Raw genomic sequence first — 22,846 nt, forward strand, 5'->3', positions numbered from 1 at the left:
CCGCGGAAAAGAAACGCACCCCGAAGGAACATGCAGACATCATGGTGGACAATTTCAGAAATCTCTGGAAAAGGCTGAACATATCCAATGACGCATTTATCCGGACAACCGACGACGCACACATCAAGAGTGTGCAGGGACTTCTTCAGATGCTCTGGGACAGGGGAGAGATTGAAAAAAGGGAATACTCCGGCTGGTACTGCACTCCTGATGAGCGTTTCTGGACTGAAAAGGACATAGTGGAAGGCAACTGTCCCGACTGCGGCAGGCCTGTTGACCGGATACATGAAGAGAACTATTTTTTCCTCATGTCGAAATATCAGGAAAGGCTCATCAAATATATCGAAGAGACCCCCTCCTACATACTCCCGGACACAAGGAGAAATGAGGTTCTCGGATTTCTGAGGAACAACACTCTCGGAGACCTCTGCATCTCAAGGCCCAAAAACAGGCTTTCATGGGGAATTCCATTACCGTTCGATGAAAACTTCGTCACCTATGTCTGGTTCGACGCCTTGGTCAATTATGTCTCCGGATTAGAATATCTTCCTCCGGCTCCGTCGCAGAGTCGATATTGGCCTGCCTCGGTTCATCTCGTCGGGAAAGACATTCTCACCACCCACGCCGTCTATTGGTCCACGATGCTCATGGCGCTAAACCTCCCCCTACCGGAGACGATCTTTGCGCATGGCTGGTGGACGGTCGATGGCGAAAAGATGTCGAAGAGCCGCGGCAACGTCGTCGATCCCAACAAGATGATCGATGAGTTCGGCGCCGACGCGTTCCGTTACTTCTTATTTAAAGAGGTACCGTTCGGACAGGATGGCGATTTTTCGCAATCTGCGATGGTGACCAACATCAACAGTGACCTGGCTAATGGAATCGGCAATCTGTTGAGCCGGACATTGACGATGATTGAACGGTTCGCCCACGGAACCATTCCCGCGATTGGGACGCCGGCCCTTCCAGAGCTTGAAGCCAGAATCGCCGCCACAGCGACGGGCCTTCCCGAACGAATCGATCAGGGGTATCGCACGCTCGCCTTTCGCGAAAACCTCCAGGCCATCTGGGAGCTCATCGGCCTCTGCGACGAATACATCGATAAGGCTGCACCCTGGAAACTCGCAAAGAATCCTGAGGACCAACCACGCATCAACACCGTGCTGAATACGACATCGAAAGCGCTACGCTTGCTCTCTGTACTCATGTATCCCTACATGCCCCACACGGCGGGACAACTTGCCCAACAACTCGGCCTGTCATTCGATTTCTCAAAACCGATACTACCTACAGCCTATGAATGGGACACGCCTCTTGCGGAGGTCAACATCTACAAAGGCCCCGGCCTCTTCCCCCGTATCGAATCAAAACCACAAGGAGCCAAAACCGTGAGCGACACAGCGATTCCCCCGCAGCCAACAGTAGCGGCGCCTGCCTCGGCCACTGCAGCAGCACAAGTCGCGCCCCTAGCAGCCGCCGCTTCAGCCCCGGCTGCACCGGCTCAGATCACCATCGATGACTTCATGAAGATTCAGCTCAAGACCGCGAAGGTCATCAGTGCAGAGCGTGTCCCGAAGTCGGAAAAGCTGCTGAAGCTTCAAGTGTCTGTCGGCAGCGAACAGCGGCAGATCGTCGCTGGCATCGGAAAGAAATACGAGCCCGAAGCCCTGATCGGGAAAATGATCATCATCGTCGCCAACCTCAAGCCGGCGAAGCTCATGGGCATCGAATCGCAAGGCATGGTCCTGGCCGCAGGCGACAGCGAAGTCCGTGGCTTGGCCACCATCCTTGAGGAAGTTGATCCCGGCACCAAGGTGAAATGACCCCGGCAGTTGCCACAATCAGATTGCTGTTTCTCTGCAGTGCTGTGCTGATGCCCCTCCCCTGCACGGCGATTTCGGCTAAAAGCGACCCGCCCCCCGACCTCCGTCTGAACGAACCACAATCGACGACCATCCTGGTCCGCGTGGTGAGCCGTGGATCGATGGTTCTCGGCCGCGAAGTTGGAAACGCCCGGGTTACGATCACCGACGTGGCCACCAAACAGATCCTGGCCACCGGCATTCAGCAGGGCGATGCCGGCGACCAGAATCAAATCATGCGAACGCCACGCCTCATGGAGGAGCCCCACTATAGCTCTAGGCCGGCCGCAGCCTTCACCGCGACCTTCGACCTGCTCCGTCCCACGCTGGTTGAGGTGACCGCGGAAGGCCCCCTCGCCTACCCCGCATCGTCCCAGCGCGCGTCGACGACCGTATGGCTCGTGCCCGGGCAAGACATGACCAACGACGGGATCGTCCTCCACCTCTACGGCTACATCGTCCAAATCGAACATCCTCAACCAGGTGAGTCGTTGATCGCGAGAAACGATGTGATCCTGCGCGCCTCAGTCCGGACCCTGTCCGGAGCGCTCGTTCGTCCGCATGGAGACTGGGACTCGCGAAAGGTCCACATCTACGGCGAGCTGATGATCGGAGAGCGGGTCCTCGAACGGCTCCAGTTGTTCTACAACAGCGATCGGGCGCGCTTCGAAGCCCCGTTTTTCGTCCCCCTCCCGAACGACGCCCCGGACGGGATCACCCTGCGCGTCGTAGCGGCTGATCCCGCGAACGGAAATTTCGGTATCGGCCAAGCAAAATTTCCCGTGCTCAGCGAACGTGTGCCACCGAGGAGCCGGCAACCATGAACAAGAACGTCATCCTCCTGGTCGGCCTCTACGTGCTCCTTGCCGGGCCAGCGCTGGCCCAAGACCAGCACCGTCGCCCCGACGATATCAAACAATACCTGGAGCACCTCGATAGTACCGAGCGCGATCGCGACCAGAAACCGGCCCAGGTGATCGAGGCGCTCAGGCTGAAACCCGGCATGGCAGTCGCCGATCTTGGCTCAGGGTCAGGTTACTTCACACGACGCTTCATCGAAGCGGTCACCGAAACCGGAATGGTCTATGCCGTCGATGTCGAGCCGGAGATGCTGGCCTATGCCAAAGAGAACGTCATCCACATGCACACCGCCTACACCGCGGAGTTCATCCTCGCGCAGCCGGATAATCCCAAGCTGCCGTTCGAATCCGTCGATCTCCTCTTCGTCTGCAACACCATCCATCATCTTGAGGACCGCTCCAAATATTTCCACAACCTCGCATCGTCGCTCAAGCCAGGAGCCCGCATCAGCATTATCGATTTCTACCCCGATGACCGATCAGGCGAGCTTGGATTCCCCAAACATCACCTCGTCTCTCGTGAGACCATCGTCAAAGAACTGACCGACGCAGGATATCGGCTCGACCGGGAGCATAATTTCCTGCCACGCCAATATTTCCTGGAGTTCACCGCAGCTCAATCGACAAAGTAGTGCACCACCATTTCCAACTCGCCCGGATGCTTGCCCTGTCTCATGGGCCATGCGACACTAGTCCATGAGTTCTCTCGTCTCCTTCGAACATCTGCGCTCGCGTCTGTATCTCTCGCTCGGGCTGAATGCCCTGGTCATCACCGCCGAGTTCATCGGCGGCTTCCTGCTCGACAGCGTCGGTCTCATGAGCGACGCGGGACACAATCTCGTCGATCAGGGCTCGCTCTTTCTGGCGCTGTATGCCCACATCCTCACCAGGCAGCCGGCCAGCGAAACGCGCACGTTCGGCTATCACCGCGCCGGCGTGATTGCCGCATTTCTCAACTCGTTTATCCTGCTGCTGACGGCGATCGGCATTACCCTCGTAGGACTCAAGCGGTTACTGCATCCGGTCCCCGTCGATGGCGGGTGGATCATGAGCATTGCTGCCATGAGCTTTGTGGCCAATCTCAGCATCGCCTTGCTGCTCCAGCATGGCGCGAAAGACGACCTAAACATCCGCAGCGCCTTTTGGCACATGCTGGGCGATGCCTGGGTCTCGCTCGGTGTCGTACTGAGCGGCGGCGCAATCATGCTGACGGGCTGGACGGTGCTCGATCCGCTCATCAGTCTCCTCGTGGTCGGCGCCATTCTCCATGGAGCCTGGCCGCTGTTCAAAGAATCCCTCGATGTGCTCCTGGAATCCACGCCGCCCACGATCAGTGCGTCCCACGTCGCCACGACGATCGAGTCCCTGCCCGGCGTGAAGAATGTGCATGATCTCCATATCTGGGCCGTAGAGCCCCGCCTCATCATGCTCACCTGCCATGTGCTGACCGACGGCGATGATTCCACCCTGACGAACGCGCTCCTGCGATCGATCCACGACCGGATTACCTCCGATTTCGGGATCAAACACATGACGATTCAATTGGAAACGCATTGCTGCGATCCCGACGACGTCCATTGCGACCTAACCAAACTCGCCGCGCAGCATCCTGAGCTCGAAGCCCTCACCCACCAGCATTGAGTTGTTCAGAATCCTTGTGACCGGTAGAATGCAAACCACGATGTCCGTGGGGCCGTTCGATAACCAGGAATGAATATGTCCATCCCCTTCTATATCCTCTGCGGCTCTCTCGGCGCGGGAAAAACCACGCTCTTGATGAGGCTCCTTGAACATTGGAAAAGCCAAGGCAAGCGAGCCGGCGTCTTGATGAACGAAGCCGGCGAGGTGAGCATCGACGGCCCTCGCGCAGGCACCATCGCCGAACAAGTCATGAACCTCGCCGGCGGCTGCGTCTGCTGCGACACGAAAGAAGACTTGTCCTGGGGGATCGCCCAACTGGTGCGGGAATATGAATCGGATGTGATCATCCTCGAATGCTCCGGCATGGCCGACCCAGCCGAAGTCATCGATGGCGTCACCGATCTCTACACCGCGAGGCTCGCACATTTGGAAAGAGTCATCGCCCTCCTGCATCCCATCCCCACCGATCGGGAAAGTATGGGAGCCTTCGTCACCTCCCAGGCAATCCGCTGCGCAGACGAACTGATCCTCAACAAAAAAGATCTCTACGTCGCCGGCCATTGGGAGAATTTCAAGGCCGCAATCGTCAACCAGAACCCCTACGCGCGGGTCTGGGAAACCAGCCATGCCCGAGTCGATCCCTCAGCGCTGCTCGAACCGATCACGCGGATATCCCCAGCCCCGACAGTGAATGTGGAGTTTGGCGTACCGCGATCATCCGCGACGAACAAGCGGGCCTCGTATCATCCCATCGCCACGACTGTTCGACTGCCAGGCCCGTTGAACCTTGTACGATTCCTGAGCTGGATGAAGACCCTCCCCCCTGAACTTGAACGGGCGAAAGGCTTCTTCCGCTTTGCCAAGGGGCCTGAGCTCCAAGAGTTTCAATATGCTCCGCCAGGCAACGCTACCATTGCGCCGATCACCCTACTCGACGAACCGAACCATGCGATTGTGTTGATTGGACGAGGGTACGATCAGGAACGCTGCCAAGCAGAACTCTTGCGCTGTCTGGAAAACCAGAAGAACACAGGAGATTAGACGGCAGGTTTTTCCCGTGAAGAACGAAGAGGGGAGTAGAGAAGAAGCAGCCAGGCGACACCGGCCCCGAGCGATCCCCCGATTACCCAGCCTCCCAGCACATCCGTCACGTAGTGGGCGCCGATATACACACGCGACAGACCGATCAGCCCGACCAACGGCCAACTGACCCAGCCTGAACGAGGATAGAGGACCTGCAAGAACGCCGCGGCGACCGCGGTATTGATCGCGTGGTTCGAGGGGAAGCTGAACACTTTTCCGCAAGCGGCTTCCACATGCTGAATGTCCAGCAGCGACATACAGGGGCGAGGCCGCGCCACCAGATGCTTCAGGCGGGCACCGAGAAAATCGGCGATCCCAATCGTCGCAGCCAGGACCGGCGCACCCAGGACCACCTCGCGCCAGGACAGCCACAACCAATAACAGACCAACAGGATGCAGGGAGCCCACAACAGACTTGAGTTGGAAAGAGAGAGTGCGACTTGGTCGACCCAGGCAGACTGACCGGCGAGGCCATTGATGGCGCGGAAGAAAGATTCGTCCCAGCTCATAGGGTACCGGCGGCCAGAGGCATGAGGCGAGAGGCGAGAGGGATTGCCTGCTTCACTTGATTTCCTTTCGCCACATGCCTCATGCCCCTAGCCTTCCAGCACTTATCTCGTTCGAAAGTGAATACGCACGGTCAGTTCCCCATCAACCGGCTCATCACCTTTCATCTGGGGATCGAAAGTCCACTTCTTCAGCGCAGCCATCCCGGCGATGGTCAGTTCCCGATGTTTGGCCGGCTCCAACACTACGACTGTCACCGTCGCATCTTTGGAGACCAACATGCGGGCCTTCATCCAATCGTCGAGTTCTTTTCCGTCCAAGGCCGGCGGAATAGCCGGCCATGGGGTGGCTTTCGGAACCGGTCCAAGCTGCTGGTCCTTGTTGAGCGGAAGACCATGCACATGGACCTCAGGCAGCTCCAGCACATCTTCATGATGGTCGTCCGCATGCGTCGCCTCGTCACCGGCCACCGCAAACGCAGCGACAGGCCAGGCCAAAATTACCGCGAAGGATATCGCAAGAAATAGTTTCATCATGTGCGCATCCTACCCTATTGAATGCCGGATGCTCAAACGGGCCAGGCAACAAGGCCGCAGGCGACGCACGAATCCTCAACGTACCCTTTGGGGTACGTTGAGGATTCGTGCGAGACGAGAACGCAGTTGATGGCCCGTTTCAGCATCCGGCTAGAAGAACCACTGGCCGCGGAAAAAGAACGACCTCGGCATCCCAGCATGCGAGACACCCAGTCCGATATTCCCCTCCCCCTGATTGATGAAATACTTCTGATCCAACAAATTCACCACATCGAACCCGACGAGAAACTTCTGCCCATCCCAGGGAAGCGGAATCACGTGCGTCAGGGACATGTTATAGGTCGTGTACGAGGGGCTATGGGTCGAATTGGTCTTGCCGCCTTCTTCCGATGTCCGCAACCCCGACGAAAACAACATCTGGCCCGTAAGAGTCGTCCGCTCCAAGAAGCGATAGGCGACCACGGCCGAACTCGTCAGGGTCTGTTGGTGATCGCAATTTATCCCGCCCTTTGAATTGATGTCGTGAATCTCGGCCGCTTCGAGCAGGAAATGTCCTGATTGCAGTCCATACCCTTTACATTGCCCCCAAGCCACATTGCCTCGGGCCGTCACATTGTCCATGAGTTGAAGCTTCAAGGCTCCATCGATGCCTCTGGTCCAGCCCCGTTCGAAGGCGAAGTAATTCAACAAGGGCGTAGTGCCGAACTGGCCCGCATCCGCCAGAAAATTGGCAAGCTTGTAGTACCCGGTCAATTCCAGCGTCGCCCAACGAGAGAGACCGTGGTAGCTGCCGACCTCGAAGTAATGGGCCCGTTCTGCTCGAACCGTATTATTCGTCGTATCTTCCGGCGCCGCCTTCGTGCCGGTCGTATTGAGTTTCGCAAAGGAAATGGCTTCGAGGTTCGGAGGCGTAAACTGACGTCCGTAAAAGGCATGGAACACGTTGGCCCGATCGGCCTTGTAGGTGACTCCGACCCGCGGACTGACCTGCCCTTCGTTTCGAAGATATTGCACGGCATCTCCTCGTACGCCGAGATTGAACGTCCAGCGATCGTTCGGGCTCCACTGATCTTGAATCCAGAATTCCTGGCGCCAGCCAATAAGCCGATTGTCCGCGTTCAGACTCAGCACATCTCCAGTCGGATTGCCCGCCCCGTCATCCGCAAAGGTGAAGAGTCTCGTCTTATTCACAGCCTGCGTCCGATCGACCTGAAATCCGGCTTTGACCACATGCTCCTTGCTTGAAATGTAGGTGTGATCCAGCCGAACTCCGCTCGAATAGGCATTCCGATCCTGGCTCCCGGCAGAAAACGATGCAGTTGGATCGGCTGTATAGGAGAGTACGTTGTAGGGATCCGTCCGAAAGGTCGCTCTCGTATGGCGAACATATCCGGAGAGGCTGAAGAAGTTGCTGCTATTCACATCGTGCCGCCACACCATGTGGCCATATTGATTATGTTCGGTCTGATTTTCGTCGATGGCCTGAGAGGCCACCGGGGTGAATCCTGGCCGGCTCGCTTGGAGGAGCGGCACGATCGTCCCGCTGGGATCGAGTGCTCCGTTCGGGGACGTGGGAATTTGATATTTCGCGACGGAGTTCAAAAATACCCACGAGAAGTTGTTCGAGTTGCTCTGCTGATAATCACCGCGAATGAATGTCTGATTCCGCTCGCTTTGCCCGTGAAAAATGGAATGGCCCAGCGTCGGCGGCTCGATCCCGCGATTCGTCGACGTATAACTATTCAACACATAGAACCGGAACTTCTCACCGATCGTGCCTCCATATTCGAACGACGGATTGACCGTGTTGTTCGACCCGCCGAACATTTGCGCGGATCCGAACCCGGGCTTGGTGCCGCTCTTCGTGGTAATGTCCAGGACCGCAGCCGTCCTGTTCCCATACTGCGCCTCCATGCCGCCGAGAATGATGTCGGCCCGTTCCCAGGCCCGCGGCGAAATCACATCGGAGAAGGCGCTGGACACGGTATCAGGAATCGGCACGCCATCGATTCGGAGCTGAATATTGGCATGCTCCTGCCTGATATGGACCTGCTTAAGCGCGCCATAGGCGGCACTCGGGATCGTGGCCAGCACATCGTGCAACTCGACATTGTTGCCGCGCGGCAATTCTTCGATGTCCTTTCGGCTGATCGAATAGGTCTCGCTCGACGCCTTATATTGAATCGGAGCCAGAGATGACCGCACTTCAAGTGCGATCTCCCTCGTCTTGGACAGGGTTAAGGTAATGGGGCTGGGAACCTCGGTCCCGATCTTCAGGACGATATATTCGCTGCGATAGGTATCTTGCACGGCGCTAAGCGAATAGGTGCCATCGGCAGGAACGGGAATGCTGAACTCACCGGCATCGTTCGACAGGCCGGTCGTCACCAACGATCCTTCTTGATCCTTCACCTCGACGAGCACCTGCCCCACTCGCCGAAGATCCTGATTCTGGACAGATCCGGTGATCACATTGGGCTCAGCCGCGACGACATGACCCTGATGAACAAACGTGAGACAAGCACAGAGACAGACCGCACGAGTAATGAAATGCCAACCGATAGGTCGCATGAAGTCCTCCAGCAATCACATGAAAATAAGACGCCCCACCCCCTGAACGGGCTAATAGACGACAGCCGTCGAAGGATGGTGCAGAGTGAATCGACTGTGATTAGCTGCAGGGAGGAGCGCGAGAAGGACCGGGAGTGGATAGTTCGAAAGAAAGAAGAACTGAGTCAGCCGGAAACTCGAATGTCTTAACGAGTTCACAGGCTGTGAGGAGCGGGGCGCCGACATCGAGAGAGCCTGATGTGTGATGCTGCACCCACTGACAGAGGTCGGTATCGGAGTGCTCGTGCCCATCGTGGTCGGCCGCCGCCAACTCGTGATGAACGTCCTGCGCCACGGCAAAGGGAGCAATCGCCAGCAAAAGCAGGACAAGGCCGATCGCCACAGTACCCCGTAGGATGCTAGGCAAACGTAGTATGGACGTAGGGATAGTCATCGGGGCGAGCTAAGTATCATAGGCATTCGCAGCTTGTCAAACGACGGACTTCAGGCACCTTTCCAGGTTCGACTGCGTCAAATGCCTCATCCTGTGGATATTTTGTTGAATATTCGCTATATTTACCTCTTCCAACGCTCATACTTCTACCCCTTGGACTCCGGGCCATAGAGATGCCTCCCAGGTGAAAAGGCGGAACCATGCAGAGACCTCTCGATAACCAACATATCATTGAAATCAAACCGCTGCCTTCCCCGCGCGAGATCAAAGCCAAGCTCCCGATTACCGATCAGGCCGCTGCACTCGTGGTGGAGACCAGAAAGGCCATCCGGAATATCTTGCATGGACAAGACCGTGAGCGCCTGCTCGTCATTGTCGGTCCCTGCTCGATCCATGACCCGGAAGCCGCCTATGAATATGCCGCCAAGCTGAAACCTGTCGCCAACGCTCTGCGCGATCAACTCCTGATCGTGATGCGCACCTACTTCGAGAAACCTCGAACGACGGTCGGCTGGAAAGGTCTCATCAACGACCCTCACCTGGACGGCACCTGCGATATTGCGACCGGCATGGAACTCGCCAGAACGATTTTGCTGAAGATCAATCAAGCCGGCATGCCCTGCGCGACCGAATTGCTCGACCCCATCAGCCCCCAATACATCGCCGATCTGATCAGCTGGACCGCCATCGGGGCCCGCACCACGGAAAGTCAAACCCATCGGGAAATCGCCAGTGGCGTATCGATGCCGGTCGGTTTTAAAAATGGTACGGAAGGCAGCTTGCAAGTCGCGGTCAATGCCATGACATCAGCGCGCGCGCCACACCACTTCCTCGGCATTAATGCCGAGGGACAAACGTCGATTATCAAGACGGCGGGCAACCCAGACCGGCACATCGTCCTCCGCGGCGGTGGAGGAAAAACCAATTACGACGCCGAGCATGTGGCCAAAGCCGAAGCGGCCGTGGCAGGGGAAGGCATCGCCCGCCCCGTTATGATTGACTGCTCGCACGACAACTCCAGCAAAGATCATCAGCGCCAAGCCCTCGTCGCCCGAGATGTGATCAAGCAATTCCGGGAAGGCCGCCAATCCATCATGGGGCTGATGCTGGAAAGCAATCTGAATCCAGGCAAACAAACCTGGAAGCAGGGCATTGCCCTGACCCACGGAGTTTCCATTACCGATGCCTGCCTCGGCTGGGACGAAACAGAGTCCCTGCTGAACGAACTGGCTGACATGATCGTGACCAAATCCGCGTAACGCGACTTCAGTCTTCAGCCTAATCCCCCACTAGCAGGTTGCGAGTAAACTCGGTGCGCACGAAACATATGCGAGAATATTTCGTACAGTATTGATGCCACAGTAACCACAGGATGCTCAAAAAGGCTGTCCAGCAAGGCCCCAGGCGAGTCAAAACCGGAGGCGTACCCTCAGGGGTACGTTGGGGATTTCGATGAGCCGAGAACGAAGCTGGCGGTCTTTTTCAGCATCCTGATAAAGACCCACATGCTCTTCGATACCCATACCCATCTGGACGATGCCCGCTACAATGATGATCGTGAGGCGATGATCGCCCGCGCCAGGGAAGCCGGCGTCGAGGCCTTCGTCACCATCGGCTGCGATCTGGCGACCAGCCAGGCTGCCGTGACGCTGGCCGAACAACACCTCTCCGTCTATGCCTCCATCGGCGTCCATCCGCATGAAGTGAAGCATATTCTCGATGGTTGGTATGACGAGTTTCGTCGACTGGCTCAGAGCAACAAAGTGGTTGCCTATGGCGAGATCGGCCTCGACTACCACTACAATCACTCCTCACCTGAAGAACAGCGCACGCGATTCCGCGAACAGATCCAGCTCGCACGCGAGCTGAAACTCCCGGTGATCATTCACACCAGAGAGGCCCAGGACGATACGGTTACAATTTTGAAAGAAGAGAAAGCGTCAGAGATCGGCGGGGTATTTCACTGTTTCTCAGGGGATGCCTGGCTGGCGAAGGATGCGCTGGATTTAGGATTCTACCTCTCGTTCTCCGGCATTCTCACATTTCAGAGCGCGACAATGCTCCGAGACATCGCAAAGACGGCCCCATTGGACCGGCTGCTCATTGAAACCGACTGCCCTTACCTGACACCGATCCCGCACCGAGGGAAACGAAACGAACCGGCCTATGTGTCCTTCATTGCGCACAAGCTGGCGGAGCTGCATGCCGATGTGCCGGGCATGTCGGTCGACACCATCGGGCGCATCACGACCGACAACGCGAAACGCCTGTTCAAAATCGCTTGAGCTGCCGGCTGCGCTGCCGCTGAGCCTTGGGCAACTTTCGGGGATTCCCTCGCTTTTCCGGACCTCGCTTCGGTCGTAGATCCTCCCCCGTATCCAATTCTTTGTGCAAGGATGCACCGGATACACTCGACGAACTCTGCAGTTTCACGACAAACTCCTGAGCCTTCATCACAAAGGCCCCCTGGGCCCTCGCAAATTCGACGATCTCACGATCAGAACTCACCACCGCGCAATCGGACCCGAATTCAGCTGCCAGACGCTGGATCACCTGATCAGCTTTCTCTCCGCGCCGAGAGAAAATAACTTCAAGCCCCAGCCGATGCTCACGCCGTTCCGTCCCCCAGCCCTGCTGCCACCCATCGAAGACCACGGTAATCGCATGAGACTTCCGTTGGCGATAGGCCGCCAAGTCGCGCAAAAAGGCCTCGCGAGCCATTTCAGAATGCAAGCTTGCTCCGCCACTGATCCGGCCAGTCTGAGCCAGAAGATTGTAGCCGTCCACGATCAAGTGAAGTGCCATGATCTGTGACCCTACTGCTGGTATAGCCGGCTGTCAATCGGCTCCAACACCCGCCTGGATAGCCAATCCCCTTGACAACGACCCACGCATCTGAGAAAAAACTCTATATCCCTTCACAAGCAGTAAATACCCATGCGATCAGCCCTGTGGCGCAGCCTCTCTCTCTCCCTCCTGGTTGGACTCTCCGCCCTCCCAAGTCTTGCCCTCACTCTGTGCCAGCCAGATCATGCCATTGCGGCATCGAGTGAGGCCCAGCATGAATCTCCGTCGAAGGCCAAACGGGCGCAGTCCTCTCAAGTACGACTGGCGCCACGCCTCCCCAGTCTGACGACGATTCGCAACCTCCGAACGGCCAGCTCACCGGGATTGACGAGACTTGTCCTCGATCTCGACGCGAAGGCTCGTCCCAGCAAGCATCCCCTCCTCCAGGCTGAAGGAGTGACCATCACGATTCCAAACTCTACCTTGAGTCCTTCAGCGAAGACGAAGATTGCAACCGGCAGGCTGGCAAAGCTATTTATCATCACGCAATCATCTCAACGATCGGTTGAAGTCTCTCTCCCGGCAGGCTTATTCCATAGCTATACCGTCACCACGCTCGCCAATCCTCCACGGCTCGTCATCGATGTCGTGCCGCCCAGAGAAACTCTGCCGACTCAAGCGATCGAGCCACCGATAGAGCAGGCCCCTCCGCTTCCCGCTCCCATTCAACCGGTTCAGCCACGAACCAAGTCTTTCAAGACCATCGTGATCGATCCCGGACATGGGGGAAAAGACCCTGGCGCCCATGGGCAGCGTGGAACGGAAGAAAAAGACATTACCCTCAAAGTCGGGTTGAAACTGCGCGATCTCTTGAGCAAGCATGCAGGAATCCACGTGCTCATGACCCGTGAACGAGACCAGTTCATTGAATTGGAAGACCGGGCAAAGTTTGCCAATGGTCAGGATGCCGATCTCTTCCTCTCGATACATGTCAATTCGCACCCCCAACGCTCCGTGAAAGGGATTGAGATCTACCACTTCGGGCAGGCCAAGGATCAACGGGCGCTCGAAGTCGCGGCCCGTGAAAATGGCACCCCGCTGAACAGCACCGGAGTGGGATGGGAATATCTCGTGGCCGATCTCTTGACGGCAAAGAAGATCGAAGAATCACTCGAACTCGCCTGGACGGCCAAGGAGGCCATGGTGACGAACCTGAACGGTCACTATCCCCTCGTCGACCACGGCGTGAAGACGGCACCATTCTACGTGCTCCGCTACACCAGCATGCCCAGCATCCTGGCAGAAATCGCCTTTATCTCGAATGCGTCTGAAGAGGAGCTGCTCCGATCCAACCTCTTCACCACACGTGTGGCGGAAGCGCTGGAAGTAGGCGTGAAATCGTTCCTCACCTCTGCAAAGCTGTCCGAACGATGATCTCCGCGCCGCCTTCGCTGCGACCTCCATGCCTACCGTAAAGTTAGTCCTTGAATACGACGGAACCAGCTACGCCGGTTGGCAGCGCCAGCCAGACCAACCCACGATCCAAGCGGCCATCGAACAGGCCATACAACAAGTTAGTCAAGCCACGGTCTCCGTGATCGGCGCAGGCCGCACCGACTCCGGCGTCCATGCGATTGGACAGGTCGCCAGTTTTCGTACGGGACTGGAATGGACGGCAACCAACTGGATGCGAGCGCTCAATGCCGTGTTGCCGAAAGACATTGCCGTTCGCTCATCCGCCATCATGGACGACCACTTTCATGCGCAACATAGCGCACGCGGTAAGCTCTATACCTATCGTATCCTCCACCGTTCAGCCAAACCCACCATCGACCGTGCGTTTGTCTGGCACATCTACCGACCGCTGGATGAGGCAGCCATGCGACAGGCTGCCACCACTCTGATCGGGACACAGGACTTTTCTTCTTTCGAGGGTAGCCTGACGGACAACACCAACCCCATCTGTCATCTGCAGCGACTCTCAGTCATTCGCCAAGGCGACCAGATTCTGATTGAAGCCTATGCCGACCGGTTTCTGAAGCACATGGTTCGCGCGATGGTTGGAACGGTCGTCGACGTGGGGCTGGGTAAACGGACCCCCGACAGTCTCCCGGAGGTCCTGAGGGCCAGAGACCGGTCTGCTGCAGGCCGAACTGCTCCGCCCCATGGTCTCTGTCTCATGCACGTGGATTATGATTAGCCTGGACACCTGGCAAGGGGCGAGAGGGAAGACATTTCTTCTGTCTGTCTCCTCCCCATCCTCCAGCCCATCCCTTTCGCCTGACCTAGGGAGTATGCCTCATATTCCCGAAGACAGACCTCTACGCATTTGCTATGCTACCTCAGTTCTTTTCGCCCCCCACTTTCACCAAAGGAGATGCATATGACGAAGACAGCCAGCCTCATGGTGGTATCCCTCTTTGTGTCAGGACTGTGCATCGCGCCGTTTGCCTTCGCGGCGCCGGCTCAGCAAAACAAAATGAAAACGTGTAATGCAGAAGCGACGGCCAAGGGATTGGGAGAAGGGAAAGGCGATGAGCGAAAGGCGTTTATGAAAGAATGCCTCTCGGCAAAACCGGCAAAAGCGGAGAAGGCAGGTGGGACTCAGCAGAATAAGATGAAGACCTGCAACAAAGAAGCGGGCGAGCAGAACCTCAAGGGCGAAGAGCGAAAGAAGTTTATGAGCACCTGTCTCTCAAACTAACTCGGCATCTCACTATCCGGCGCGGTCCACCTGGACCGCGCCATCGTTCCTCAGCAAGCACCATCTCACATAAAAGCACGCCTCGCCGCAGTGATTGACCGAAGCGTACTACATTTCATTTTGGTGGGGTTTTGGTTTGCGGGATCCTCAAACAGTTCGTCCAGCAAGGCCGCAGCGAGTGCACAACTGAACGATGAACGCAGAATGCTGAAGTGCGAATCGGATGTTATTCATCGCTCATCACTCACCGTTCAGCGTTTCCCTAGTGGCGGCCTGCTTCAGCATTCTGCTAAAACAGGCGGGGGGACTCTTGATTCTCCAGCTTCGCACGAAGGTCGATCAGCTCTTGTTCGAGTGCTAATAGTCGGTCGCTAATGGGGTCAGGGAGGTTGATGTGGTCCATGGTGGCGTCTGGTAGCCGCTCGCCTTGCGTTTTAATCACACGGGCCGGCACACCAATAACAGTAGAGTTCGCCGCGACGTTTTTCAGCACAACCGAATTGGCGCCGATCTTCACATTGTCGCCGATCGTAATCCCACCGAGAATCTTGGCCCCGGCTCCGACGACGACATGATTCCCCACCGTCGGATGTCGCTTCCCACGCTCCTTGCCCGTTCCACCGAGTGTCACGCCTTGAAACAGGGTCACGTAGTCTCCGACCTCAGCCGTCTCGCCGATGACGACACCCATCCCATGATCGATGAAAAAGCCAGTACCGATCTTGGCCGAGGGGTGAATTTCAATGCCGGTGAGCCAACGTGCCAACTGGGACAAGGCTCGTGGAACAAATGGAACATTATGAACCTTCAGCCAATGAGCGATGCGGTAGATGAGGAGCGCATGAAATCCGGCATAGGTAAAAATGACCTCAAGGCGGCTCGTGGCCGCAGGGTCCCGATCGAATACGGCTTGCAGGTCCTGTCGAATGTCTTTCAGCATGGCGCGTCTATCCTACGACGATCACAAGGCCTCAATCAAACAGACCGCATGGGCCTGCATGCCCTCCTCGCGCCCCACGGCATCGAGACCCTCGCCGCTCTTCACTTTGACGTTCACCAGATCGGGCTCAATTCCCATCACCTGCGCCATCTGCTGTTGCATGGCAGCCAGAAACGCGCTCAACCGGGGAGCCTGTGCCACAATGATCGTATCGACATTCACCACCCGATAGCCCTTCTTCGCCAGCTTCCCCATCACATCTTCAAGCAGCTTCAGGCTGGAAATCCCCTTGTACTTCTGATCGGAACTCGGGTAATGTCGGCCCAGATCGCCTTCCCCCATCGCGCCGAGCAGGGCATCGCAGACCGCATGCACGAGCACGTCGGAATCGGAATGTCCCAATAGGCCTTTCGAATGTGGGACTTCGACCCCGCCCAAGATTAATTTTCGCCCTGCGCCAAGCGGGTGCACATCGTACCCGCACCCCACACGAATCTTCGTCATGCCAGCCCTCCAGATCACACGGCAGCTCGGGACAAGAGAATGGCTTCGCCAATCACCATGTCTTCCGGCCGCGTCACTTTGATATTTTCTCCACTTCCCTCGACGACCACCACTGAGTGGCCCATCCACTCGAACAGAAATGCGTCGTCGGTGGCTGGCACCCCTTCCACCTTGGCCTTTCGATGCGCCTCTCGCAGCCAATCCATTCGAAAGGCCTGCGGCGTCTGAGCCAGCCAGAGAGGTTGCCGATCAACCGTTCGCTGGATGAGATGGTCTGACCCGACCTGTTTGACGGTATCCCGCATGGGGAGCGCAATGATGGCCCCCCCATGTTGACGGGCTGCCGCCACGACGGCCTCGATCATTGCCACCGTGACAAATGGCCGAACCGCATCGTGCACGAGCACGATCTCGGTCTCCTCAGGCACATGCTCCAACCCAAGCCGAACCGAGTCCTGGCGCTCCTTGCCACCCGGCACAACCTTGGTGACCTTAGAGAATCCGTACCGAACCACGAGATCGTTGCGGCAATAGTCGAGATCGGCTGACGGCACGGCAAGAATAATGTCGTGGATACAGGCAGCAGATTGGAGCGCCCGAAGGGAATGCACCACAATGGGCTCACCGCCCAAGGAAAGAAATTGCTTGGGAACGGCGCCACCCATCCGCAGCCCTTTGCCGGCTGCAGGAACGACCGCCACAACGCGTTTATCCACGAGCGACTTGTAACTCCTCTCGCTCGGTGTCTTCCTTCAGGCGGGTAAAGATCATGCGTCCTGCGGTCGTTTGCAGCACGCTGGTTACGACGACATCCACATTCCGTCCAATCGAGCGTCGGGCATTATCGACGACGATCATCGTGCCGTCGTCCAGATAGGCCACTCCCTGGCCGGCTTCCTTCCCTTCCTTCAACACAAACACCCGGATGGTCTCTCCGGGCAAGACGGCAGGACGGAGTGCGTTGCAGAGTTCGTTGATGTTCAGGACACGCACCCCTTGCAGCTCGGCCACTTTATTCAGATTCAAATCATTGGTGATGATTTTCGCATTCATCTTTTTTGCCAGCACGACCAACTTTGCATCGACTTCTTTAATATGAGGAAAATCCTCGTCGATGATCCGGACATCGACGCCGACCATCTTTTGAATCTTGTTGAGGATGTCGAGTCCGCGCCGGCCTCGAGCGCGCTTCAGTGAATCGGACGAGTCGGCAATGTGCTGGAGTTCGTCCAGGATGAAATGCGGCACGAGAAAGGTACCTTCAAGAAATCCGGTTTCACAGAGGTCCGCCGCCCGCCCATCGATAATTACGCTGGTATCCAGCACTTTGGGACAGACGGTCGAACCCGATAATTCGAAGAACTTCTGCTCTGAGCTCGGAAACTTCTCCTTCCCGAACCGCGCGCCGAGCACGAGCCCTAAGTAGGGCAGCCCGAGAAGAAACACCAGCCCGCCGATATGAAACAGGAAGGTTTGAACATCGAAGATCTCACCGCCGACCCATTCGACTAATCCGGTGAGCAACAGCCCGACGGCTAAGCCGCCTGTTCCTCCCACAATAATGCCGAATGATAAGTTGCGTAACGCGTACTCTCCGGCGACGATGAGCCCTCCCGTGAGAGCTCCGATGCCGACTCCGTACAACCAATAGGACGCATTGGCCGGCTCGGCTCTCAGAAACAGCACCATCCCGGCCAAGGCACTGAGAAGGACGAATATGGCTCGCGATACCATACCTTCACCTCCCGGCACATGTCCTGCCTCTCACGAGGCAGGGTGGAACGGTCCTTAAGGCCGAAGCGTGAGATAAAGGGATCGGCCCTGTCGTTTCACTAATAAGAGGACCGCTTGATCTTTGGAAAGGCCTGACATGACCCGTTCATACACCTTCACCGAGGTCACAGCCTTTCGATTCACCTCCAGAATCATGTCGCCTTCCCGCACGCCCATTTCTTCTGCCGTACTGCCGGGCTTCACGCGCGTCACCACGACGCCTCGCTCGGTCGACTTGATCCCGTACCGACTGGTCAACTCCTCTGTCAGTTCATGCACCTCAAGATCCGACAGCACCCCTGTCGGCGCAATCGACTCCGCATTCTCCTCTGCACCAGCCTGTGACATCGACTTCGGTTGCTCGACGATAGTGACCTCGAGCACCTTGGGCTTCTTGTCTCGAATCAGCTTGATCGGCACCTTTTTCCCAAGAGGGGTTTGCGCCACGGCATTGCGCAAATGCGTCGGCGAGTCCATCGGCTTCCCGTCAAACTCGACAATCACATCGGCCCGTTCAAATCCCGCCTTCTTCGCAGGACTGTCGTCCATCACATCGCTGACGAGCACACCCTTTGTTTCCGTGATGCCGAATTGTGCCGCCAACTCAGGCGACAGGTCTTGAATGGATACACCCAGCCATCCGCGCACGACTTTTCCGGTTCCGACCAGTTGATCCATGATCGAGCGCGCCAAATTGCTGGGCACGGCAAACCCGATCCCCATATTCCCGCCGCTCTGGCTGAAGATGGCGGTGTTGATACCGACCAACTCGCCACGGATGTTCACCAACGCCCCGCCTGAATTGCCGGGATTGATCGCGGCATCGGTCTGGATGAAGTCTTCATATTCGGCAATCCCCATACTGGCTCGCCCAACCGCACTGACAATGCCCATCGTCACCGTTTGCGTCAGGCCAAAGGGACTGCCCACCGCCAGTACAAACTCGCCAACTTCCAATTGATCGGAATCAGCCCAAGCGATCGGCGACAGCCCCGTGGCCTCGATCTTGATCACCGCAATGTCCGTCTTCGAGTCCGTCCCGATTAACTTGGCTTTAAACTCGCGTTTATCGGACAGCACCACGCGAATGTCGTCGGCCTTGTTCACCACGTGATTGTTGGTAATGATCACGCCGCTGGGATCCACAATAACCCCGGAGCCCTGTCCCCGTTCCTTCCGTTCCTTCGGGATATCGCGTTTGAGTTCGTCGCCGAAGAACCGCCGAAAGAATGGATCGTCAAATGGTGAGGCTTGAGGGCTCTCTCCGGCTTTTCCCGTTCTCGTTGCCGCAATGTTGACGACCGCCGGCTTGACCGATTTTGCGATCTCGACGAAGTTTTTCCCGCTCCCCCCAGACAACGGCAACTGTGGAGCCGTGGCCACCGGACGAACGAGAGGGGAGGGAATCTGGTCGGGCCCGGCGGTGCTGCTCGGAAGCCATCCCATATCGGACGCCACCACCACTCCAATGATGATCCCAACGGCAATCAAGATGAACGGAACGAGCCAGGGCCGACGTGACTTCATAGGTACCATGTATCCTTCACCTCAAGCGACAGACTGACGCGGCACGTGAAACCAAGCCGACTCTTCACTTACCCTCGCCGGAATAAATCCCCATGATGGTATGAAGAAACTTGATCGCCTCCGGCTTGGGACGCTGAAACGAGTTCCGCCCGATAATGGAACCGAACCCACCGCCATCGCGAATCGCGCGCGCTTCATCAAACACATTCTTGTCCTCGCTCTTGGCCCCTCCGGAGAAAATCACGATCCGGCGGCCATCGAACGCACTCTGCACCACATGCTTCACTCGCTCAGCCAGCGTGGTGATCGGAATCTTCACCGACTCGTACACCTTCTTGGCCGCAGCCTGTTCAAGCTGCGCCGAGGGAAGCTTGACCTTAATGATATGGGCGCCGAGTTGGGCCGCAATCTGCGCCGCATAGGCCACCACATCGATGGCGGTCTCCCCGTCCTTGCTCAGGCCTGACCCCCGGGGGTACGACCACACAACGACGGCTAACCCACAGTCCTTGGCATCCGCGGCAATCTCGCGCAACTGTTCATACATAGCGTTGCAGTGCGAAGACCCGGGGTAGATCGTGAACCCCACCGCCACGCAACCCAGACGCAAGGCATCCGAGACGCTTCCGGTGACTGACGGCATCGGATCCTTGTCGTCATGCAACGAATCATGGCTATTGAGTTTCAGAATGAGCGGGATTTGCCCCGCGTACTGGCTCGCCCCGGCCTCAAGAAACCCCAACGGCGCAGCGTAGGCATTACAGCCCGCATCGATCGCCAGCTGAAAGTGATAGAGGGGATTATACCCCCCAGGATTGACCGCGAAGCTCCGGGCCGGGCCATGCTCGAACCCTTGATCCACGGGCAAAATCACCAGCTTTCCTGTCCCCGCCAATTTGCCATGACGCAGCAGCCGGGCGATATTGGTTTGCGTTCCCGCGTTGTCGCTGCTGTACCAGCTCAAAATCTCTTGTACGCGATCAGCCATGTCTGTCCTCCGGTGGATTCATGAAACGTGATACGTTCGTGCCTACTCAGGTGTTCAGGCTGACGGCTGACATGTTCGGAACTTCGAACTCCGACCTTCAGCCTAATCTACCTGAATAGTTACAGTCGGCACGGTTACCGTCTACCTTGGATGAATGCCTCTGCGTCGCCCACATCGCTCGGACTTCCGATGATCAATGGCACCCGCTGATGCAGTTGCTTGGCCTCGACATCGAGGATGCGCATGGTGCCGGTGCTGGCCTTCCCCCCTGCCTGTTCCACGACCCATGCCAACGGATTGGCTTCGTACAATAATCGGAGCTTCCCCTCCGGCTTGTCCAGCTCACCTGGGTAAAGATAGACACCTCCCCCGAGGAGAATCCTGTGTACGTCGGCCACCAGACAGGCGGAATACCGGACGCTGTAGGGCCGCCCCGTGGCTTTATCCTGAACCTTCACATGGTCCAGATACTTCTTCGTCCCCGTCGTCCACTTATGATAATTGCCTTCGTTTGCGCCATAGACCTTGCCTCGAGCAGGGATACGAATCTGTTCGTGAGACAAGAGATATTCGCCGATGCCGGGCTCTAATGTAAACCCGTGAACCCCTTGTCCAACCGTATAGACCAACATGGTGCTTGAGCCGAACATGAGATAACCGGCCGCCACCTGTTCTGTACCCTTACGGACGAGGTCATCCTCCGCCGGCATCCGATCTTTGTCTGCACATTTCACGATGGAAAAAATCGCACCCATCGGCATATTGCAGTCTGTGTTGGATGAGCCATCAAGCGGATCGAACAGCACCATGTACTGGGCCTGCGGCCAATTTTGAGGGAGCAGGACTGGTTTTTCCATCTCCTCAGACGCCAACGCACAGACAAGATCGCTCTGGCGAAAGGCCTGCAGAAATGTCTCGTTCGCAATTTCATCCAGTTTTTTGACCGTCTCCCCTTGCACATTCACTTCGCCGGTCGTTCCCAAGATATTGATCAGCCCTGCACGTCGAAGATCTCGGGCTATCAGTTTACCGACCAGGCCGATCTGGCCCAGGAGACAGGCGAAATCTCCGGTTTCCCCAGAAGGCCCGCCCGGTTGCTGACTGATAAAGCTGCTTAAAGTAAGAGGAAACTGTCCCATAGTAGAGGCGAGTATAACCGTTTTGAAGAGGGCGGGCAACGAAAGGCTGGTTCTCTTATGGGGTCGCTGTTGAGGACTGCCATCCACTGACGAGATCGGCCACAATCGACCCGATGACGACTTTGGCCTTCATTCGAACCGGAATGCGCCGTTCATCGTTGGTCAACCAAACCCGTATGTTGCCCTGGTTGAGAAAGAGGCCTTGGAACGGCATGACGACCAACAAGCGGGCCGTTTCAACCGTACCCCAGGGTCCGCTGATTGTTTCGATCTCCTCAACCCGCACGTCCAACTTCCGGTTCTTCTTATCGTGATAGACATTCATCGTCAGCGATGCACCAGGCTGGAGCGACAATGCGCTACGCGCATAGTAGAGGCAAGAGATGACGTCTTGAGTGCCCGGAGGCATCTCCAACCGTTCGGTCGCCCCGCCCTTGACGACGGTGACCGCTCCCTCTTTCTGGTGAAAGGTGTACTCGATATCTTCTTTCTTTTTCCCTTCGCGTCGTTTAAACGTCAGATGCTCCGGCAGTAGCGTGGCAGGGTCCAGTAATGACTCCACCCGATTGTCTACCGGAAAGAACTTGGTGATCGCCGGCCTCGACTGCGCCGTGGTGACCAGTTTCACCAGCGATTGATCCCCTTCCGTGCCGGCACCACTGACTGCCATCACGGCTGTGCCTGCTGTAATATTCAGCCAAGAAATATCGAAGGTGAGCTGTTCTCCGACTTGGAAGGGTCGTGCTGTGGGCAGATCGCCAGCCCCAGCCCATGAGACTGAACTGCTCAAAGCACCCAGGATCAGGCAGGCAAGAAAAATCCAGATACGCAAGAAAGTAGCTTGGAGCAGCAAATCACCCCGCTGATGAGCCCGTGGAGGTTGATACGAAGTCATTACGTCTCGGGGTAGATACGCTGCAGGAAGGAAACGCCCTCCAGGATGCTCAAAAAGTCCGTTCAGCAAGGCCACAGGCGAATTGAAACCGGAAGC

General features: G+C 57.0%; 23 protein-coding genes. 11 read left to right on the forward strand and 12 right to left on the reverse strand.

All coding sequences use genetic code 11. The annotated features are described in order from the left end of the window. The 5 genes from metG to Q7U76_17795 form a co-directional block, all read left to right on the forward strand. A partial coding sequence (gene metG, locus Q7U76_17775) for a methionine--tRNA ligase (protein ID MDO8358229.1) occupies positions 1–1,823 on the forward strand: 1,823 nt, incomplete at its 5' end. Beyond that, positions 1,820–2,686 carry a hypothetical protein gene (locus tag Q7U76_17780; GenBank protein MDO8358230.1) on the forward strand — a complete coding sequence of 289 codons (867 nt, stop codon included), beginning with the start codon at positions 1,820–1,822 and terminating at the stop codon, positions 2,684–2,686. The genes metG and Q7U76_17780, both read left to right, overlap by 4 nt. Then, positions 2,683–3,354: a class I SAM-dependent methyltransferase gene (locus Q7U76_17785; protein MDO8358231.1), complete on the forward strand. Its 672-nt coding sequence runs from the start codon at positions 2,683–2,685 to the stop codon at positions 3,352–3,354. The genes Q7U76_17780 and Q7U76_17785 overlap by 4 nt, the downstream gene beginning before the upstream one ends. Positions 3,355–3,418: 64 nt before the next feature. Continuing rightward, a complete protein-coding gene (locus tag Q7U76_17790) occupies positions 3,419–4,363 on the forward strand; it encodes a cation diffusion facilitator family transporter (GenBank protein MDO8358232.1) in 945 nt (314 codons plus the stop codon). A gap of 69 nt (positions 4,364–4,432) precedes the next feature. Continuing rightward, positions 4,433–5,404 carry a GTP-binding protein gene (locus Q7U76_17795; GenBank protein MDO8358233.1) on the forward strand — a complete coding sequence of 324 codons (972 nt, stop codon included), beginning with the start codon at positions 4,433–4,435 and terminating at the stop codon, positions 5,402–5,404. On the opposite strand, the gene Q7U76_17800 is transcribed toward Q7U76_17795, so the two are convergent. The 3 genes from Q7U76_17800 to Q7U76_17810 form a co-directional block, all read right to left on the reverse strand. Continuing rightward, a complete protein-coding gene (locus Q7U76_17800; protein ID MDO8358234.1) occupies positions 5,401–5,955 on the reverse strand; it encodes a phosphatase PAP2 family protein in 555 nt (184 codons plus the stop codon). The two genes, Q7U76_17795 and Q7U76_17800, sit on opposite strands and share 4 nt — an antisense overlap. A gap of 102 nt (positions 5,956–6,057) precedes the next feature. Beyond that, complete coding sequence (locus Q7U76_17805; GenBank protein MDO8358235.1) at positions 6,058–6,489, reverse strand: energy transducer TonB; 432 nt, start codon at positions 6,487–6,489, stop codon at positions 6,058–6,060. 150 nt (positions 6,490–6,639) lie between these two features. Beyond that, entirely contained in the window at positions 6,640–9,060 is a 2,421-nt protein-coding gene (locus tag Q7U76_17810; protein ID MDO8358236.1) for a TonB-dependent receptor, read from the reverse strand. A 241-nt stretch (positions 9,061–9,301) separates the two neighbouring features. Here Q7U76_17810 and Q7U76_17815 point away from each other — a divergent pair, with 241 nt between their 5' ends. The 3 genes from Q7U76_17815 (at position 9,302) to Q7U76_17825 (ending at position 11,778) form a co-directional block, all read left to right on the forward strand. Further along, positions 9,302–9,454, forward strand: coding sequence for a hypothetical protein (locus Q7U76_17815; protein ID MDO8358237.1), 153 nt, complete (start codon positions 9,302–9,304; stop codon positions 9,452–9,454). 239 nt (positions 9,455–9,693) lie between these two features. Next, on the forward strand, positions 9,694–10,752 hold the full coding sequence (locus tag Q7U76_17820; protein ID MDO8358238.1) for a 3-deoxy-7-phosphoheptulonate synthase: 1,059 nt from the start codon (positions 9,694–9,696) through the stop codon (positions 10,750–10,752). A 246-nt stretch (positions 10,753–10,998) separates the two neighbouring features. Beyond that, on the forward strand, positions 10,999–11,778 hold the full coding sequence (locus tag Q7U76_17825) for a TatD family hydrolase (GenBank protein ID MDO8358239.1): 780 nt from the start codon (positions 10,999–11,001) through the stop codon (positions 11,776–11,778). Here the strand turns inward: Q7U76_17825 and Q7U76_17830 are convergent. Then, positions 11,765–12,298, reverse strand: coding sequence for an NYN domain-containing protein (locus tag Q7U76_17830; GenBank protein ID MDO8358240.1), 534 nt, complete (start codon positions 12,296–12,298; stop codon positions 11,765–11,767). The two genes, Q7U76_17825 and Q7U76_17830, sit on opposite strands and share 14 nt — an antisense overlap. 132 nt (positions 12,299–12,430) lie before the next feature. Between Q7U76_17830 and Q7U76_17835 the strand changes: the two genes are divergently transcribed. From Q7U76_17835 to Q7U76_17845, 3 genes are all read left to right on the forward strand, one after another. Further along, positions 12,431–13,714, forward strand: a complete 1,284-nt coding sequence (locus tag Q7U76_17835; GenBank protein ID MDO8358241.1) for an N-acetylmuramoyl-L-alanine amidase — start codon at positions 12,431–12,433, stop codon at positions 13,712–13,714. A 28-nt stretch (positions 13,715–13,742) separates the two neighbouring features. Then, the gene (truA, locus tag Q7U76_17840) at positions 13,743–14,480 is read left to right on the forward strand and encodes a tRNA pseudouridine(38-40) synthase TruA (protein MDO8358242.1); all 738 of its coding nucleotides are present in this window, start codon (positions 13,743–13,745) and stop codon (positions 14,478–14,480) included. A 204-nt stretch (positions 14,481–14,684) separates the two neighbouring features. Further along, a complete protein-coding gene (locus tag Q7U76_17845; protein ID MDO8358243.1) occupies positions 14,685–14,984 on the forward strand; it encodes a PsiF family protein in 300 nt (99 codons plus the stop codon). Positions 14,985–15,273: 289 nt separating this feature from the next. Here the strand turns inward: Q7U76_17845 and cysE are convergent, their stop codons facing one another. The 8 genes from cysE to Q7U76_17885 form a co-directional block, all read right to left on the reverse strand. Then, positions 15,274–15,924 carry a serine O-acetyltransferase gene (gene cysE, locus Q7U76_17850; protein MDO8358244.1) on the reverse strand — a complete coding sequence of 217 codons (651 nt, stop codon included), beginning with the start codon at positions 15,922–15,924 and terminating at the stop codon, positions 15,274–15,276. A 21-nt stretch (positions 15,925–15,945) separates the two neighbouring features. After that, complete coding sequence (gene ispF / locus Q7U76_17855) at positions 15,946–16,428, reverse strand: 2-C-methyl-D-erythritol 2,4-cyclodiphosphate synthase (GenBank protein ID MDO8358245.1); 483 nt, start codon at positions 16,426–16,428, stop codon at positions 15,946–15,948. 14 nt (positions 16,429–16,442) lie between these two features. Continuing rightward, entirely contained in the window at positions 16,443–17,144 is a 702-nt protein-coding gene (gene ispD / locus Q7U76_17860; protein MDO8358246.1) for a 2-C-methyl-D-erythritol 4-phosphate cytidylyltransferase, read from the reverse strand. Then, a complete protein-coding gene (locus tag Q7U76_17865) occupies positions 17,137–18,162 on the reverse strand; it encodes a TRAM domain-containing protein (GenBank protein ID MDO8358247.1) in 1,026 nt (341 codons plus the stop codon). The genes ispD and Q7U76_17865 overlap by 8 nt, the downstream gene beginning before the upstream one ends. A 54-nt stretch (positions 18,163–18,216) precedes the next feature. Further along, a complete protein-coding gene (locus Q7U76_17870; protein MDO8358248.1) occupies positions 18,217–19,728 on the reverse strand; it encodes a DegQ family serine endoprotease in 1,512 nt (503 codons plus the stop codon). 64 nt (positions 19,729–19,792) lie between these two features. Next, complete coding sequence (locus tag Q7U76_17875) at positions 19,793–20,716, reverse strand: class I fructose-bisphosphate aldolase (protein MDO8358249.1); 924 nt, start codon at positions 20,714–20,716, stop codon at positions 19,793–19,795. 134 nt (positions 20,717–20,850) lie between these two features. Continuing rightward, positions 20,851–21,855, reverse strand: coding sequence for a class 1 fructose-bisphosphatase (fbp, locus tag Q7U76_17880; GenBank protein ID MDO8358250.1), 1,005 nt, complete (start codon positions 21,853–21,855; stop codon positions 20,851–20,853). Positions 21,856–21,910: 55 nt separating this feature from the next. Beyond that, entirely contained in the window at positions 21,911–22,687 is a 777-nt protein-coding gene (locus Q7U76_17885; protein ID MDO8358251.1) for a DUF3108 domain-containing protein, read from the reverse strand. Between the last annotated feature and the right edge of the window lie 159 nt (positions 22,688–22,846).

Source organism: Nitrospirota bacterium, from assembly GCA_030645475.1.
GTDB lineage: Bacteria > Nitrospirota > Nitrospiria > Nitrospirales > Nitrospiraceae > Palsa-1315.

Coding starts and splice junctions, on each gene's coding strand:
- Q7U76_17810 (MDO8358236.1), bottom strand. CDS start 9,060: ATGCGACCTATCGGTTGGCATTTCATTACTCGTGCGGTCTGTCTCTGT.
- Q7U76_17790 (MDO8358232.1), top strand. CDS start 3,419: ATGAGTTCTCTCGTCTCCTTCGAACATCTGCGCTCGCGTCTGTATCTC.
- Q7U76_17870 (MDO8358248.1), bottom strand. CDS start 19,728: ATGAAGTCACGTCGGCCCTGGCTCGTTCCGTTCATCTTGATTGCCGTT.
- cysE (MDO8358244.1), bottom strand. CDS start 15,924: ATGCTGAAAGACATTCGACAGGACCTGCAAGCCGTATTCGATCGGGAC.
- Q7U76_17865 (MDO8358247.1), bottom strand. CDS start 18,162: ATGGTATCGCGAGCCATATTCGTCCTTCTCAGTGCCTTGGCCGGGATG.
- Q7U76_17805 (MDO8358235.1), bottom strand. CDS start 6,489: ATGATGAAACTATTTCTTGCGATATCCTTCGCGGTAATTTTGGCCTGG.
- Q7U76_17825 (MDO8358239.1), top strand. CDS start 10,999: ATGCTCTTCGATACCCATACCCATCTGGACGATGCCCGCTACAATGAT.
- Q7U76_17780 (MDO8358230.1), top strand. CDS start 1,820: ATGACCCCGGCAGTTGCCACAATCAGATTGCTGTTTCTCTGCAGTGCT.
- Q7U76_17795 (MDO8358233.1), top strand. CDS start 4,433: ATGAATATGTCCATCCCCTTCTATATCCTCTGCGGCTCTCTCGGCGCG.
- Q7U76_17875 (MDO8358249.1), bottom strand. CDS start 20,716: ATGGCTGATCGCGTACAAGAGATTTTGAGCTGGTACAGCAGCGACAAC.
- fbp (MDO8358250.1), bottom strand. CDS start 21,855: ATGGGACAGTTTCCTCTTACTTTAAGCAGCTTTATCAGTCAGCAACCG.
- Q7U76_17785 (MDO8358231.1), top strand. CDS start 2,683: ATGAACAAGAACGTCATCCTCCTGGTCGGCCTCTACGTGCTCCTTGCC.
- ispF (MDO8358245.1), bottom strand. CDS start 16,428: ATGACGAAGATTCGTGTGGGGTGCGGGTACGATGTGCACCCGCTTGGC.
- truA (MDO8358242.1), top strand. CDS start 13,743: ATGCCTACCGTAAAGTTAGTCCTTGAATACGACGGAACCAGCTACGCC.
- Q7U76_17830 (MDO8358240.1), bottom strand. CDS start 12,298: ATGGCACTTCACTTGATCGTGGACGGCTACAATCTTCTGGCTCAGACT.
- Q7U76_17845 (MDO8358243.1), top strand. CDS start 14,685: ATGGTGGTATCCCTCTTTGTGTCAGGACTGTGCATCGCGCCGTTTGCC.
- Q7U76_17835 (MDO8358241.1), top strand. CDS start 12,431: ATGCGATCAGCCCTGTGGCGCAGCCTCTCTCTCTCCCTCCTGGTTGGA.
- Q7U76_17820 (MDO8358238.1), top strand. CDS start 9,694: ATGCAGAGACCTCTCGATAACCAACATATCATTGAAATCAAACCGCTG.
- Q7U76_17800 (MDO8358234.1), bottom strand. CDS start 5,955: ATGAGCTGGGACGAATCTTTCTTCCGCGCCATCAATGGCCTCGCCGGT.